The 15,434-nt window shown below is 45.4% G+C and carries 17 protein-coding genes; 15 read left to right on the top strand and 2 right to left on the bottom strand.

The window, feature by feature from the left end:
* Positions 1-6: 6 nt before the first annotated feature.
* From BLW60_RS13090 to BLW60_RS13060, 6 genes are all read left to right on the top strand, one after another.
* Entirely contained in the window at positions 7-1,128 is a 1,122-nt protein-coding gene (locus tag BLW60_RS13090) for a hypothetical protein (RefSeq protein WP_074718132.1), read from the top strand.
* Between the two features lie 393 nt (positions 1,129-1,521).
* Positions 1,522-2,178, top strand: a complete 657-nt coding sequence (locus BLW60_RS13080; protein ID WP_074718128.1) for a cobalamin biosynthesis protein CobQ — start codon at positions 1,522-1,524, stop codon at positions 2,176-2,178.
* 127 nt (positions 2,179-2,305) lie between these two features.
* Positions 2,306-2,512, top strand: a complete 207-nt coding sequence (locus BLW60_RS13075) for a 4Fe-4S dicluster domain-containing protein (RefSeq protein WP_019680241.1) — start codon at positions 2,306-2,308, stop codon at positions 2,510-2,512.
* Positions 2,513-2,557: 45 nt separating this feature from the next.
* Positions 2,558-3,601, top strand: coding sequence for a 3-methyl-2-oxobutanoate dehydrogenase subunit VorB (locus BLW60_RS13070; RefSeq protein WP_037271267.1), 1,044 nt, complete (start codon positions 2,558-2,560; stop codon positions 3,599-3,601).
* Positions 3,601-4,374 carry a thiamine pyrophosphate-dependent enzyme gene (locus BLW60_RS13065; protein WP_028514062.1) on the top strand — a complete coding sequence of 258 codons (774 nt, stop codon included), beginning with the start codon at positions 3,601-3,603 and terminating at the stop codon, positions 4,372-4,374. Before BLW60_RS13070 ends, BLW60_RS13065 begins: the two co-directional genes overlap by 1 nt.
* Positions 4,374-4,907: a 2-oxoacid:acceptor oxidoreductase family protein gene (locus BLW60_RS13060; RefSeq protein ID WP_028517155.1), complete on the top strand. Its 534-nt coding sequence runs from the start codon at positions 4,374-4,376 to the stop codon at positions 4,905-4,907. Before BLW60_RS13065 ends, BLW60_RS13060 begins: the two co-directional genes overlap by 1 nt.
* Before the next feature lie 352 nt (positions 4,908-5,259).
* Here BLW60_RS13060 and BLW60_RS13055 read toward each other — a convergent pair whose 3' ends face one another.
* Together BLW60_RS13055 and BLW60_RS13050 are read right to left on the bottom strand one after the other, a co-directional pair.
* A complete protein-coding gene (locus BLW60_RS13055; RefSeq protein ID WP_074718126.1) occupies positions 5,260-6,189 on the bottom strand; it encodes a hypothetical protein in 930 nt (309 codons plus the stop codon).
* Positions 6,186-7,241, bottom strand: a complete 1,056-nt coding sequence (locus tag BLW60_RS13050) for a TFIIB-type zinc ribbon-containing protein (RefSeq protein ID WP_074718124.1) — start codon at positions 7,239-7,241, stop codon at positions 6,186-6,188. The genes BLW60_RS13055 and BLW60_RS13050 overlap by 4 nt, the downstream gene beginning before the upstream one ends.
* Positions 7,242-7,467: 226 nt before the next feature.
* Between BLW60_RS13050 and BLW60_RS13045 the strand changes: the two genes are divergently transcribed.
* The 9 genes from BLW60_RS13045 to BLW60_RS13005 all read left to right on the top strand — a co-directional run bounded on the left by BLW60_RS13045 (position 7,468) and on the right by BLW60_RS13005 (position 15,072).
* Complete coding sequence (locus tag BLW60_RS13045) at positions 7,468-8,835, top strand: citrate/2-methylcitrate synthase (RefSeq protein WP_074718122.1); 1,368 nt, start codon at positions 7,468-7,470, stop codon at positions 8,833-8,835.
* 8 nt (positions 8,836-8,843) lie between these two features.
* A complete protein-coding gene (locus BLW60_RS13040) occupies positions 8,844-9,284 on the top strand; it encodes a hypothetical protein (RefSeq protein ID WP_074718120.1) in 441 nt (146 codons plus the stop codon).
* Between the two features lie 63 nt (positions 9,285-9,347).
* Complete coding sequence (locus BLW60_RS13035; protein WP_074718118.1) at positions 9,348-10,361, top strand: aldose 1-epimerase; 1,014 nt, start codon at positions 9,348-9,350, stop codon at positions 10,359-10,361.
* Positions 10,362-10,563: 202 nt separating this feature from the next.
* A complete protein-coding gene (locus BLW60_RS13030; protein WP_074718116.1) occupies positions 10,564-10,947 on the top strand; it encodes a hypothetical protein in 384 nt (127 codons plus the stop codon).
* A 15-nt stretch (positions 10,948-10,962) separates the two neighbouring features.
* Positions 10,963-11,418 (top strand): hypothetical protein, encoded by a 456-nt coding sequence (locus tag BLW60_RS13025; RefSeq protein ID WP_074718114.1) that lies wholly within the window; start codon positions 10,963-10,965, stop codon positions 11,416-11,418.
* Position 11,419: 1 nt separating this feature from the next.
* Positions 11,420-11,812: a hypothetical protein gene (locus BLW60_RS13020; protein ID WP_074718112.1), complete on the top strand. Its 393-nt coding sequence runs from the start codon at positions 11,420-11,422 to the stop codon at positions 11,810-11,812.
* Complete coding sequence (locus BLW60_RS13015) at positions 11,812-12,234, top strand: hypothetical protein (RefSeq protein WP_074718110.1); 423 nt, start codon at positions 11,812-11,814, stop codon at positions 12,232-12,234. Before BLW60_RS13020 ends, BLW60_RS13015 begins: the two co-directional genes overlap by 1 nt.
* A complete protein-coding gene (locus tag BLW60_RS13010; RefSeq protein ID WP_028517164.1) occupies positions 12,234-12,437 on the top strand; it encodes a helix-turn-helix transcriptional regulator in 204 nt (67 codons plus the stop codon). The genes BLW60_RS13015 and BLW60_RS13010 overlap by 1 nt, the downstream gene beginning before the upstream one ends.
* Positions 12,438-12,585: 148 nt before the next feature.
* Positions 12,586-15,072: a glycoside hydrolase family 94 protein gene (locus tag BLW60_RS13005; protein WP_074718108.1), complete on the top strand. Its 2,487-nt coding sequence runs from the start codon at positions 12,586-12,588 to the stop codon at positions 15,070-15,072.
* The last annotated feature ends 362 nt before the right edge of the window (positions 15,073-15,434 follow it).

Below are 15,434 nucleotides of genomic sequence, written 5' to 3'. Positions count from 1 at the left end.
GCAGCTGTGAAAAAAATAGATCTGTTTGATACATTTGAAAATGCAGAGGACGAGCTTATGGAAGATTTTACGGATATGAGCCCGAATATCGACGATGAGCAGTTTGAAAGGCTGCTCGCAGTGAGCGAAAGGAACTACAAAATGAAAAAGAAAGAAATAGAAAGAGCAAGGAAAGATAACAATATAAATTACGATGAGGAGTCAGTCAGCGGAGTTGACCGCGTAAAGAGACCTGTGTGGCTCACACCTCTCCTTACAGCAGCTTCACTGGTCCTCGTTACAGGAGCTGTCATCGGCAGTGTTTTACTTTTTAACAGAAACGGCAGCCTTTCCGACGGAGGAGGAATCACTGCGGCGGTAACAGCTGTCACAACAGACAAGATGAGCACAGAAACAACAGTAAAGGCTGCAGTGACTACAGCTGCCAGGAAGACACAGCCTGCAAAGACAACAGTAAAAACCACAGAAAAGCCAGTAACTACATCTTCAAATGCTGCTGCAATGCAGACACAGACCACTGAAAAGACTACAGCCAAGCCGCAGACTACAACAACTGCTGCACCCAAAACAGACAGCGGCAGACTTGATGAAGCCGCAGCAGCAGAAGGAACTGCTTTCAAGAGGGGCGTTTCAAACGGAAATGTTTATACATCTGAGTTTGCGGGCTTTAAGTTCACGGCTCCAACAGGAACATCTTTCCTTAATGAAGATGACCTCTACACCCATTATGTTATGCCTACAAGATTTATGACTGAGGAAGAAAGAAATGTTTATTTCACAAGCATTGATGATGCTGTCGTAACATACGCCAATGCAGAAGGCGGAATGGATGTAAGTTTTATCAATACAAAACTCAGATATCCTGATACACCAAATATATCTGAGGAAAGTTATCTGAACGACTATATTGAAAACGGTCTTACCGATACTGTTTATTCATATGTAAGCGGCCCTGACTTGGTAACACTCGGCGGCAAGGACTATTATATGATAAGGATTGAGGACGACGGCTACTTCCAAAATATATATGTAAGAAGGATAGACGAAAACTTTATCATAAAAATCTCTGCAAGCGGAAGTGCGATCGCTGACGAGAATGATTTTGCAAAAAGATTTGAAGCAGTATGATAAAAATAATGGGGCGGATAATATCCGCCCCGCAGCTTGTCAAAAAGTCCAGCCGAAAGCTGGACTTTTTCAAGTATTCATGGTAGTTAAAGGGGGAGGGGCTGACTGCGATGAATGGTGTGAGCATTTCAGTAAGAGGCGGTTCGGTAACGAGCTATTACGGTGGTCAGACATTTGATTATCCTTATTTTGGTATTATTGTTTGACAGTTTGTATTTGTAAATCAGTTTACTTTTATTCCGGCAAGTCCAAGCCCCGACATAAAGTCGGGGCTTTTGCCTGCTTATACAAAAAACTGACAGTTGAATGTTAAAAATTCCACTTGCAATTGATTATTTAAAGTGGTATAATATAGGTTGTAGGATTTTTCACAAACAAGCCAAGAGGATATTTATGAAGAATATAAAGATAATCACAGGTCACTACGGAAGCGGGAAGACCAATTTCTCGGTAAATCTTGCGGTAAAAGCCGCAGCCGAGGGAAAAACTGCGGCCATAGTCGATCTTGATATAGTAAACCCATATTTCCGAACAGCGGATTTCCGCGACCTTTTCGAGGAAAAGGGCATAAGGCTCATCGCTCCCGATTTTGCAAGGAGCAATCTCGATATCCCGTCGATACAGTTCGATGTAGTCGAGCTTGCTATGGACGAGGACTGCCTTATAATAGACGTAGGCGGCGACGACGCAGGTGCTGTTGCACTTGGACGCTATGCCGATGATCTTGAGCAGTTCAAGGACAGTATCGAGATGTATTACGTCATCAATCAGCGCAGATACCTTACCAATACAGCGGAAGAGGTAACAAAGCTGATGTATGAGATAGAGGCGGCTGCACGTATGAAGCATACCGCTATCATCAACAATACCAATCTCGGATGTGAGACAAGCCTTGAGATAATAGAACAGTCCCGCAGCTTTGCGGAAGAGACTTCAAGGCTCACAGGACTTCCCGTTAAGTATACGGTATATCCCGAGGACATCGCAAAGCTTTCAGACAAGCCCGATGTTTTTTCGGCTAAGATATATGTAAAGCCCGTCTGGGGCTGATGCTGATAATTCGGAATGCGGAATTCGGAATGCGGAATTGAGTATTCAGGTGCTTGACTTCGGATTCCGAACCCCGAATTCCTGATTAGACCATAGAATTAATCAATCTGAAAGGAGCGAAAGGTGTATGGAAAAAATGACAGTAATAACTGAACGCTGCAAAGGCTGCGGACTGTGTACAGCTGCCTGTCCTAAGAAGATCGTTGTTCTTCAGAAGGAGCACCGTAACAAGAAGGGCTATTTCTATGCAGAGTGTACCGACCAGTCAGCTTGCATAAGCTGTGCAATGTGCGCAACAATGTGTCCTGACTGTGCTATCGTTATTCAAAAATAATCTATATTCGTTGAAAGGAGCTGTTTAGCTTTGGAAAGAAATCTTATGAAGGGTAACGAGGCACTGGCAGAGGCTGCTATCAGAGCAGGCTGTAAATGCTTCTTCGGCTACCCGATCACTCCTCAGACAGAGCTTGCCGCTTATATGGCAAAGCGTATGCATAAGGCAGGCGGCGTATTCTTACAGGCAGAGTCCGAGATCGCTGCTATCAACATGGTACTCGGCGCTGCTTCAACAGGCGTTCGTGCAATGACATCATCGTCCTCACCCGGAATCTCACTCAAGAGTGAAGGTGTTTCATACATAGCAGGTTCAGACCTTCCTGCTGTGATCATCAACGTAGAGAGAGGCGGCCCTGGTCTCGGCGGTATCCAGCCATCACAGGCTGACTACTGGCAGGCTACAAAGGCTCTCGGTCACGGCGACTTCCAGCTCCTCGTATATGCTCCTGCATCAGTACAGGAAATGGTAGACTACGTTGTAAAGGCTTTCGACCGTGCTGACAAGTACCGTATGCCTGCAATGATCCTTGCAGATGGACTTCTCGGACAGATGATGGAGCCTGTTACATTCCCTGAGATCAACCCCGAAGCTTACGATAAGAGCGGCTGGGCTGCAAACGGACATAAGATGAAGAGAGAGCATCACATCATCAACTCACTCTATCTTAAGCCTGACGAGCTTGAAAATTCTATCCTTGACCGTTACAAGAGATACGAGATAATCAAGGAAACAGAGACAGAAGCAGAGCTTTACCTCACAGAGGACTGTGATATACTCGTATGCGCATTCGGTGCAACAGCAAGAGTTGCAAAGTCTGCTGTAAACGATGCAAGAGCACAGGGCATCAAGGCTGGTCTCTTCCGTCCTAAGACACTGTGGCCATTCCCTGTAAAGGAGATCAACGAGGCTGCTAAGAACGCTAAGAAGCTTCTCAGCGTAGAAATGTCAATGGGACAGATGATAGAGGATATCAAGCTTGCTATCAACTGCTCAAAGCCTGTAGAGTTCTTCGGAAGAACAGGCGGCGTAATCCCTTCACCTGCTGAGGTGCTGGGCGAGATCAAGAGAATGGGAGGTGCTCTCTGATGGCTGTAGTATTTGAAAGACCAAAGTCACTTATTGACATTCCTACACATTACTGCCCCGGCTGTACACATGGTATAGTTCACAGAATACTCTGTGAAGTCATCGACGAAATGGGCATCGAGGGCGATACTATCGGAGTATGTCCTGTTGGCTGCTCTGTAATGGCATATGATTATTTTAACTGTGATATGATCGAGGCTGCACACGGACGTGCTCCTGCTGTAGCTACAGGCGTAAAGCGTACAAATCCTGATAAGTTCGTATTTACATATCAGGGCGACGGCGACCTTGCTGCTATCGGTACTGCTGAGACAGTTCACGTTGCAACAAGAGGCGAGAACATCGTCGTTATCTTCATCAACAACACTATCTACGGAATGACAGGCGGTCAGATGGCTCCTACAACACTTCCGGGACAGGTAACACAGACAACACCTTTCGGAAGAAGTCCTGAGCTTGCAGGCTATCCTGTAAAGGTATGTGAGATGCTCTCAACACTTACAGGTACAGCATATGCTGAGCGTGTTGCAGTTGACAGCGTACCGCACATCAAGGCTGCAAAGAAGGCTATCCGCAAGGCATTCGAGAACCAGAAGGCAGGAAAGGGCTTCTCTATCGTAGAGGTACTTTCAACTTGTCCTACAAACTGGGGACTTGCTCCTCTTGACGCTATCAAGAGACTTCAGGACGAAATGATCCCATACTATCCTCTCGGCGTATACAAGGACGTTGAAGAGGGAGTATTCCCAAAGACAGAAGGAGGTAACGAGTAATGGCTACTACAGAGATCCTTCTTGCAGGCTTCGGCGGACAGGGTATCCTTTTCGCAGGAAAGATACTTGCATACTGCGGACTTATGGACAATAAGGAACTTTCATGGCTCCCTTCATACGGTCCTGAGATGAGAGGCGGTACTTGTAACTGTTCAGTTACTATCTCCGATGATCCTATCGGTTCACCACTCGTACTCACACCACATCTCCTCATCGCTATGAACCAGCCTTCATTCGACAAGTTTGTAAGCTGTGTACGCCCCGGCGGTAAGGTATTCTTCGACAGCACAATGATCGAGCCTGATACAGACAGAACAGACATCGAGCTTCACGGTATCCCGTCACAGCAGATGGCTGATGATAATGAGCTCAAGGGCGGTTCAAACATTATCCTTCTCGGCAAGCTCCTCAAGGAGACAAATATCTGTTCACTTGAGACAATGCAGAAGGCTATTGAAAAGGTAGTACCGCCTAAAAAGGCAGCACTTATCCCTAACAACTTCAAGGCTATCGAGCTTGGTATGAACGCATGATTTAAAAAGCTCCTGACTTTTTGTCAGGAGCTTTTTTAGTTTGTAGGGGAGCCCGCCTTCGGGCTCCCGTCAATTACGATGATATTCCCCGTGTCGAGAAGCAATTGCCATTTTAATGATACACGGACGTGCAAGGGGGCGCAGGCTCTGCGCTGTAGGGGCGAGTTCCGCTCACCCGAGAAAAAAGCCGTAAAAATGCAGGGACGACCATTGGTCGTCCGTGCCTGCGATGCAAATAATATGAATGTACTGTAGGGGCTGCCTTTGGCAGTCCTCGGCGTTTCACATTGCTTAATAAAAGAACCCGAAAGCAATTGTACTTTCGGGTTTTTGTGTATATTCGTGCAGTTCATTATCTGTGATGACCGCCGCCGCCAAAGCCTCCGCTGCTGTGACCGCCGCCGCTGAAGCCGCCGCGTGAACCGCCGCCGCCGCTGCTGGTCTCAATCTTGTGCTTGGTAACATACGAACGAATAAGTGTATCCGATCTTTCCGTAAAATTCACATCATTGCCTGCAAGGTATATGCTTGGATTGGTCTTGCTCTTGAATTTGTATCTGCTTTTTGTTACGAAGTAGGTGATAAGACCTACCAGAGCACCTATAGCTGCACATACAAGGAATATGTAAACCCATATCATGAACGGCTTGCTTTTTGATACAATAAACTCGTCGTCTTTGTAATAAAAATACTTGCCTCTTTTTTTGTCGTGATAATAAGCAAATGAAGAAGGCTTGTTTTCCGAGTAGTAACTCAGCTGCGACAGGAAGGAGTTTACTGCATCGTATATATCCTGCTCTTGTATCAGCTGACCTGACGAGGGCAGGTAAGTGTCGAGATGATCGAAGATATCATCTATATTTTTCTCATAAAGCAGGACAGCTTTGCCTGATGTGGCAATATAATCGTAAGCAGGGGACTTGCCCGAAAGGTCAAGGTAATAGAACACACCGTCGGTATCCTCACCGAAGTTTTCGGTATAAGTATCTCTGCAAAACCATTCTGTGTCGTTATCGCTTCTGTAGCTGCCGCCGATGTACACGATGATGTTCATTTCAAGGTCTCTTGCGTATGAGCGTATCTTCTCGTTGAGATTATTTCTGTTATCATTTGAAAACAGTCCCGACTCGCCGTACTCGTTATCTATGAGCTTTGAAGCTCTCCAGTCGCCGCCCCAGCCCTGATATTGATTATCATCTGCATGAGCGTCAAGTCCGCAAAGCGGAAGGAGACACAGGCATATAACGCATGAAGCGATGAGTGAAAGCAATCTTTTCATCATAAGACAGCACCTCCTATAGCAGTAAGTATACCTGCGATCGCAAGTCCGAGACCTGCGCAGAAGAGTGCCAGCTTGCCCTTTGAAAGCGGCGGAGTGCCTGCCAGCTTTCCTGTCTGACCGTTTACTGCAAATTCGTAGATCTTACCCTTATAGTTGTAGGACAAGAACCACACAGGCAGCATAGTATAATGCCAGTCTGTATTTGTAATGTTGTACTGCTGAACAGACGGTATAACGGAAGCATAGCCGCTTATGGTGCTGTTTATGAGTGAAGTACAAGCCTGCGTTGAGCGCACACGTATACGCGGGAACACCGCAGCCTTATCCACATCGTATTTATCAGCGTAAAAGCCGCTGAGATAGGACATAGAGAAGTCCTTGAGCTCACGGTAATCAAAAGGCTCGATAGCTTCCATGAGGAGATCCTCTATTTTAGTCTCACCGTCGGCAGGTATACCCTTTGTGACCAGTTTTCCCTGACGAACTATGCGGTATTCCTTAGTCTCCGTATATCTGTAGCTTCCCGAGGTCCAGCTGCGTACCTGCTTGCCGATAGCGCGATAGTCCGCATTTACATGGCAGTCAGCCAGCCAGAACGGTACATAAAGACCTGTGAGCTTTTCCACCTGCTGCACTGATTTGAAGTCTGAGGGTACGAACCAGCGTTTGCCCACCCATTTTTTGAAGCAGGCTATGGCATTTTCCTTTGTGAGCTTGAAGCCGATGACCTTATCGGGCTTGAATTCGCCGCCCATTTTACCCGAAAGGATAACAGGGTTATGGCAGTAATAGCAGAAGAGAGCAGTCTGCTCGCTGTCAGCCATGATCTCCGCACCGCAGCTCTTGCAGCGGTAAAGGTGAGTGTTATTTTCAAAATCCTCTTTCAGCTGAACAGCCTCTGGAGGGATACTGTTTTCTGTATTTGCACAGATCTGTTTTATCTCATCGACAGTGAAAGAACTGAGACAGTATTCACAGTCGAGCTTTTGAGTCTGAGGGTTAAATTTCAGATCCGCGTTACAATTGGGACATTTGTATTCTACAGCTTCCAAATGATCATCTCCTTTATCCGAAACGGTCAGTGACCGATAAATATATTTTACCATAATATGTGTCGTTTTTCAAGAGAAAATGGTGAAAAATGATGACAAAATAAATATTTTGGTTTGTAAACACAAATAACTTTTTGTAGAGCCTTGACAAAATTCTTAAAATCCAATATAATTATAATATCTATATTTGTTACTAATAATCGTAAAAAGAAAGGGATGACGATACATGAGATACAAATTTTCAGAACTTACTCCGGAAATAGTCCGCCTTGCAGATATGTCACTTGACGGCTACAGGATAGACCCCGAGTTATACACTCAGTATGATGTAAAACGCGGACTTCGTGATATAAACGGCAATGGTGTAGTAGCAGGACTTACCAATATAAGTACGATAAAAGTCCTTGATATGGGCGACGGTATGCCAAATCACGGCGACGGAAAATTATACTACAGAGGAATAGATGTAGAAGATATAGTAGAAGGATTTATAAAAGAAAAGCGTTTCGGCTTTGAAGAGACCGTGTATCTTCTTCTTTTCGGAAAAATGCCCTCAGAGACAGAGCTTGCAGAGTTCAAGAAGATACTTGCGGAATTCCGCGAGCTGCCGTCTAATTTTATGAGAGATGTCATCATGAAAGCCCCTACGGACAACATGATGAACACTCTTGCAAAGAGCGTTCTCGCACTGTATTCTTATGATAACAGGGCTAACGATATATCTATACCAAACGTGCTGAGACAGAGCATAGAGCTTATAACTCTTTTCCCTGTCATATCAGTCTACGCTTATCACGCATATAAATACGCAAGACTTGGCGGAAGCCTTTTCATACACAGTCCTCAGCCCGAGCTTTCAATAGCAGAGAACCTGCTGTATATGCTCCGCGAGGACAGGAAGTATACCGAACTGGAAGCCCGTATACTCGACCTTGCGCTTGTGCTCCACGCAGAGCACGGCGGCGGAAACAACTCCACATTTACCGTTCATGTCGTATCATCATCTGGTACTGATACCTATTCCGCAATAGCTGCTGCACTTGGTTCGCTGAAAGGACCTAAGCACGGCGGTGCGAATATCAAGGTAGCCATGATGCTTGATGATATGAAGCAGAATGTAAAGGACTGGACTGACGAAGAGGAGATAAAGGTATATCTCCGCAAGCTTCTCCACAAGGAAGCCTTTGACCATGCAGGACTTATCTACGGTATGGGACACGCTGTCTACTCACAGTCCGACCCGAGAGCAAAGGTATTCAAGGGCTTTGTAGAAAAGCTCAGCTCGGAAAAGGGCAGACACGAGGAATTCGCACTGTATTCACTGGTAGAGCGTCTTGCTCCCGAGGTGATAGCAGAGGAACGCCGCATATATAAGGGAGTCTGTGCAAATGTGGACTTCTACAGCGGCTTTGTATACAGAATGTTAGGCATACCCGACGAGCTGTTCACACCGCTTTTTGCAACGGCAAGAATATCGGGCTGGTCTGCACACAGAATAGAGGAGCTCATCAACTCCAATAAGATAATACGTCCCGCATATAAAGCTATATCGCCTATGCGCGAATATACCGACATGGAGAACCGCATAGACTGACTAAGCATATGAAGAAAAGGCATCTTTTACGATTTTTCCTTATGGGCTATTTCATACCGCTGTCAATATTTCTGATATTTGACTTTATTGATATACTCTGTAAGGAATACGGAGTTATGGGGCTGGTCGTGCTTGAAGGCATAGCACTTTTTATACTTCCCATAATAATGCTCGGCAAAGAGAAGAATACGCCAAAGGGAAGGAAGCTCAAACGTCCCTCGGTGATGTTCCTGTGCGGATATGCAGCAGCTGCTTTGACCGCACTGATAATACAGATGATAATCGAGGATATTGACCTTGCCGACAAGCTGTTTCCCGGCGTATTTTTGCGCGGAATAGGATTTACGCTTATATGCATGGTATTGGTAGGCGGATTTGTCTGGGCAGTCATCTTCCGTGCAGCAGCTGCGATAGTTCGCTGGGCGCGAAGGAACAAAAACGATCAATGACGGGGATATGCCGTCGGTTATGGCGGCTTTCGATATAACATAATAAAAAGGAATGTGATAAAAATGGCAAACACAGCAGAATTATTTGAATGGAAGGGCACTACCTGCGTAAAACTCAGTGCAGGCGGCTATGAAGCATGGGTGGCTAATGAGATAGGCTCAAACGTTATACGTCTCCGCGACAATGCAAACGGACTGGAATTTTTCCGTTTCAGCGATGACAATACAGCCGATACGATAAAGCAGTCCGCAGAGGTATGGGGACTCCCTACACTTTACCTGCCTAACCGTTTTGCAGACGGAGTACTTAAAACATCTGATGCAGTATATCATCTTCCCGTAAACGAAAAAGCTCCTTATAACAATCATATTCACGGTTTTATCCACAGAAGGAAGCACGAAGTAGTTGAATACAAGGCTGACGACAACTGTGCATGGGTAAAGACTCGTTACGTATACGATGAAAAGGACGAGTTCTTCCAGTATCTTCCTGTAAGATTTACAGCCGAGTACACATTCACACTGTCTGCGCAGGGACTTGAGCAGAATATCCGCTTCATAAATACAGACGGAGAAAAGGTGCTTCCTATGTCTCTGGCATCACATACAGCTATCAGCTCACCATTCGTCGACGGCGGAAAGGAAGAGGATATCCGCCTTACAGTGCCGATAGGAAAGAGATGCGAGCTCAACGAACGCTGTCTGCCGACAGAGCAGCTCAAAGCTCCCACAATGCACGACCTTGAGTATAAGAACGGCGTAAAGAAGCCTGTATTGCAGGTAGTTGACAACGAGATGTATTTCGGCGAGTATATCGACATTGACGGCGATAAGTTCCACGGCGTTATCGCAGAGGATATCGCAAGCGGCAAGAAGCTCTGCTACGAGGTATCCGAGGAGTACGGTTTCTGGATAATCTGGAACGACCGCGGCTTCAATCATTACTTCTGTCCCGAGCCGATGACGGCAATGATAGACGCTCCGAACCTTAGCCTGCCTGCTGATGTAACAGGCTACCGCGAGGTAAAGCCGGGCGATACATTCGAGACACACGAAAGATTTTTCACTAAATTATGATAACTGTAGGGGCGGATATTATCCGCCCTTTTTCATGTTCTGGTTTGTGATAAATATATCACACCGCACTAAAAAACGGCTCCTTTATTGTGCACTCTTCCAAAAGTGATAAATTTATCACTTTTTCTATTGACAACCGTATATACGAGTGATATAATTATCACAGAAAGTGACAAACACATCACACCAAGGAGGAATTACTATGAACACTAAAACTAACAAAAAGAAAATCGTTACACTCAGAACCACACATATAGCAACCGTCATCGCAGCAGTTGTCATTATAGCAGGCGGACTTATACTCGGCGGTTGGTCGGACTGGATAATGTGGGTATGTATCGCATTCACGCTGATATGTGACGGACAGTCCGAGAAAGAGGACGAGCTTGTAAAGGAAAACATGGCAAAGGCGACAAAATTCTCATTCTGGGCACTCATAGGCGCACTTGTATATTTCGGACTTAAAGCCCGTTATCACGCTATATCCGCAACAGCGTTCCTTGTTGTGATATTAGGAGCTGTCGCACTCAGAAGTCTGCTTTTCCTTATATTTGATATGACACCTAAAGCAGCAGAGGAAGAATAAAAAGGGAAAATTAATATGAAAAAAAGAGTATTGAGCCAGAAAGCACAGGCAGTATCAGAACTTATATTAGCTATGATAATGATAGTGCTTTTTATTGGAAAAATGTACGAAAACATATTCCATAGTCGTGCATTGCATAATATTATCAATTATGGTGCGCCGTTTATAATCATTGCAATATCATCAGTTTTTGTGATCGCTGTAAAATTCAGATACCAGCCCAATGACGAGCTTTCCCGTGAGCTGACGCTGAAGGCAACGGAAATAGCGGTAAAGATCGAATTGTGCGTAGCTTTGTTCTGCGGAATAATCATGCATTTGCAGGGCAATAGAAGCGGTGATGAGTATTACAGGATAATGGGCAGTGATGTGTGTATGTTCGGAGCATTTCTCAGCGGAGTCTTTTTTGCAGCAAAAAGTATTATTTTTCTCTGGCTCGACAGAACACCAAAAGCAGAGGAGGAAGAATGATATGGAAAAGAATAATTACCGCAATATCCATATAATCAGTATAATAAGTATCGTAGGTGTAATGCTGGTTTATATTTTATGTGATATTTTCCCGAATAAAAAGTGGGTCACGCTCGTTATCTCGTTAGCTAATATAACTCTTATCGGCAAGTTCGGCGGACCATATGAAAATAAAGATGAGCTCACAAGGCTCACTCTCGGCAGGGCTAACGGGATAACTCTTATCGTTGTCATAGCCGCCTTGTTCGTAATAAGCCTTATTGGTCAGAATTCCGCAAACAAAGAGCTGTTTGCAGGCGATGTATATGTATTTACTGCGTTGGCTGCACTATTATTGAGAAGTATTTTGTTCCTTTTCTTAGACAGAACGCCTAAGGCTGAGGAGGAAGAATAATGGATAAAACAAAGAAAAAATTCTCATACAGCAATTTTCATACTATTGTAATGGTAATAGCATTCACCCCGATAGCCCTGTATGTATTTCATTATATAAAGGGTGACGGATACGGCGACAAGCTTTCTATCCTCATAGGCATGGCGATATTTGCGGTATTGCAGCTATTCGTTCAGTCACGCTTCTACAAGTTGGAGAAAAAGGACGAAATGGTTCAGTATAACCTTGCAAGAGCCAACAGGATAACTCTTTTAACCGTGCTTACAGTACTTTTTGCAGCAGTTTTTGTAAACGATTATTTCGTAAAAGGCTTCATATGCTCGGATTTCTGCTGGATAACGGTCATGGCGGCAATAGCACTGAGAAGCTTTCTGTTTATGATGTTTGATGCGCCGTCCGCCAAGGATACGGAGGAAGAATAATGCCCGAGCTAAAGACAAAACTTAAAGAATACCGTGCAAAGCACGACATGAAGCAGGGAGAGCTCGCAGAGCTTGTGGGAGTCCGCCGTGAGACCATAATCCGACTTGAAAAGGGACTGTACAATCCGTCACTGAAGCTTGCAATGGATATTGCGAAGGTGTTCGGCACAACAGTCGAGGAACTTTTCTCCTTTGAGGAATGAGCATAAGTCAATATGCACAAAAAACGACCATAAAAAAATACAACGCAATTTTTGATAAATCTATTGTATTATATGCAAAAATATGGTATAATAAATCAAATGCGGTTGTTTTGACCGCCTTTGTCACCAAAAATAAAGGAGTATTATTATGAAGTTCGGATTTTTTGACGACGCTAAGAAGGAATATGTTATCAATTCCCCAAGAACTCCCTATCCGTGGATAAACTATCTCGGAAATCAGGGATTTTTCTCACTTATTTCCAATACAGCAGGCGGTTACTGCTTCTATAAGGACGCTCGCCTCAGACGTATCACACGTTATCGCTACAACAACGTACCTCTCGATATGGGCGGACGTTATTTCTATATCAACGACAACGGAACAATCTGGAACCCGGGCTGGTCACCTGTAAAGACTGAGCTTGATTCATACGAGTGCCGTCACGGTATGGGATATACCGTTATCACAGGTAAGAAGAACGACCTCAAGGCTGAGGTAACATTCTTTGTTCCGCAGAACTACGACGGCGAAGTACAGCAGGTAGTTCTCACAAACGAGAGCAGTGAAGCTAAGAGCTTCTCTATCTTCTCAATTGCTGAATGGTGTCTCTGGGACGCTCAGGACGACTGCACAAACTTCCAGAGAAACTTCTCAACAGGTAGAGTAGAGATCGAAGGCTCAACTATCTACCACGTAACAGAGTACAGAGACAGACGTAACCACTACGCTTTCTATACAGTAAACGATGAGATCGACGGCTATGATACAGACCGTGATTCATTCCTCGGAAGCATCTACAACGGCTGGGACAACCCTGAGACAGTAAAGGCTGACAAGCCTTCAAACTCATTCGCAGACGGCTGGTCACCTGTAGCTTCACACTACAAGAAGGTAACTCTTGCTCCCGGCGAGTCAAAGACACTCATCTATATCCTCGGCTATGCTGAGAACCCACAGGACAAGAAGTTCGCTGCTGAAAAGCCTGCTAACCTTCTTACAAGAGAGACATGGGTACTCAACAAGGAAAAGGCTTATGCAATGATCGAAAAGTACAACACACCTGAAAAGGTAGCAGCAGGTCTTGCAGAGCTCCGCAGCACATGGGAGGATCTCCTTTCTATCTTCAACGTTAATACACCTGATGACAAGGTAAACCGTATGGTAAATATCTGGAACCAGTATCAGTGTATGGTAACATTCAACCTTTCACGTTCCGCTTCATACTTCGAGAGCGGTATCGGACGCGGAATGGGCTTCCGTGACTCAAATCAGGATATCCTCGGCTTTGTACACCAGATACCTGAGCGTGCAAGAGAGAGACTGATCGACATCGCTTCAACACAGCTTTCAGACGGCGGCTGCTATCACCAGTACCAGCCACTTACAAAGAAGGGCAACGCTGATATCGGCGGTGACTTCTCAGACGATCCGCTCTGGATGATACTTTCTGTTGCAGCTTATATCAAGGAAACAGGCGACTGGGGAATCCTTGATGCAAACGTTCCTTTCGACGACGATCCGAACGGCAAGCACACAATGCTCGAGCACCTCAATGTTTCATTCTATCACATCGTAAACAACCTCGGACCTCACGGTCTCCCACTTGCAATGAGAGCTGACTGGAACGACTGTATCAACCTTTCATGCTTCTCAGACACACCCGGTGAGAGCTTCCAGACTTATACAAATCCTAAGTTCAAGGCTGAGGGCGGCTACTCAAAGATAGCTGAGTCTGCATTCGTTGCAGCACTCTTCACATACACAGGTCCTGCATTCGTAGGCATCTTAGAGCATCTCGGCAAGAAGGACGAAGCTGCAAAGGCTCAGGCTGAGATCGACAAGATGAAGAAGAACGTTATGGACTCTGCATTCGACGGTGACTGGTTCATCAGAGCTTACGACGCTAACGGCGAGAAGATGGGCTCCAAGGAGTGCGAGGAAGGCAAGATCTTCATCGAACCACAGGGCTTCGCAGTTATGTCCGAGATTGGTAAGGATCAGGGCGCAGACATCAAGACTCTCAACTCCATTGATAAGTACCTCAATTGCGAGTTCGGTCTTGTTCTCAACAATCCTGCATTCACAAAGTACTATATACAGTACGGTGAAATTTCCACATATCCCGGCGGATACAAGGAGAACGCAGGTATCTTCACACACAACAATGCATGGATAATCTGCGCAGAGGCATATGTAGGACGCGGTGACAAGGCATTTGAGTACTACAGCAAGATAGCTCCTGCTTTCACTGAAGAGACATCTGATATCCACAAGACAGAACCATATGTATACGGACAGATGATCGGCGGTAAGGACGCAAAGAACTTCGGTCAGGGCAAGAACTCATGGCTCACAGGTACAGCTGCATGGAACATGGTAGCTATTTCCCAGTACATTCTTGGTGTACAGCCTGTATTTGACGGACTCAAGGTAGATCCTTCCATTCCTCACGAGTGGGACGGCTTCACAGCAGTTCGTAAGTTCAGAGGCGCAACATTCAACATCACAGTCAAGAATCCTGCACACGTATGCAAGGGTGTAAAGACAATGACAGTTGACGGCAAGGCAGTAGAGGGATGCGTAATTCCTGTATGCAACGGCGGCACACACGAAGTTGAAATAGTAATGGGCTGATTTAAGCTATAATAAAAGGCGGACTTTATGTCCGCCTTTTTTAAATTGTAGGGGACGCCGCCCTCGGCGTCCCGAAATACATCGTATAAATGTGTAGGGGCTGCCTGTGGCAGCCCGTTAAAATACGTAAAAATTCAAATGAGAAAATGTAGGGGCGCATTCCGCGCGCCCGCTATTATTATTTTCTGTAACTCTTTGTAGGGACGACCATTTAAGCAGTGCCCCAAATCTGTTATTTGGTTGGCAATGCTATATGCAGAGCTGGTCGTCCGTTTTCATATCCGTCCGTAACGCTTTGTAGGGGACGCCGCCCTCGGCGTCCCGAAATACATCGTATAAATGTGTAGGGGCTGCCTGTGGCA

This window comes from Ruminococcus flavefaciens (genome assembly GCF_900108555.1).
GTDB classification, from domain to species: Bacteria; Bacillota; Clostridia; order Oscillospirales; family Ruminococcaceae; genus Ruminococcus; species Ruminococcus flavefaciens_P.
This window is presented reverse-complemented; position numbering and strand designations above follow the sequence as displayed.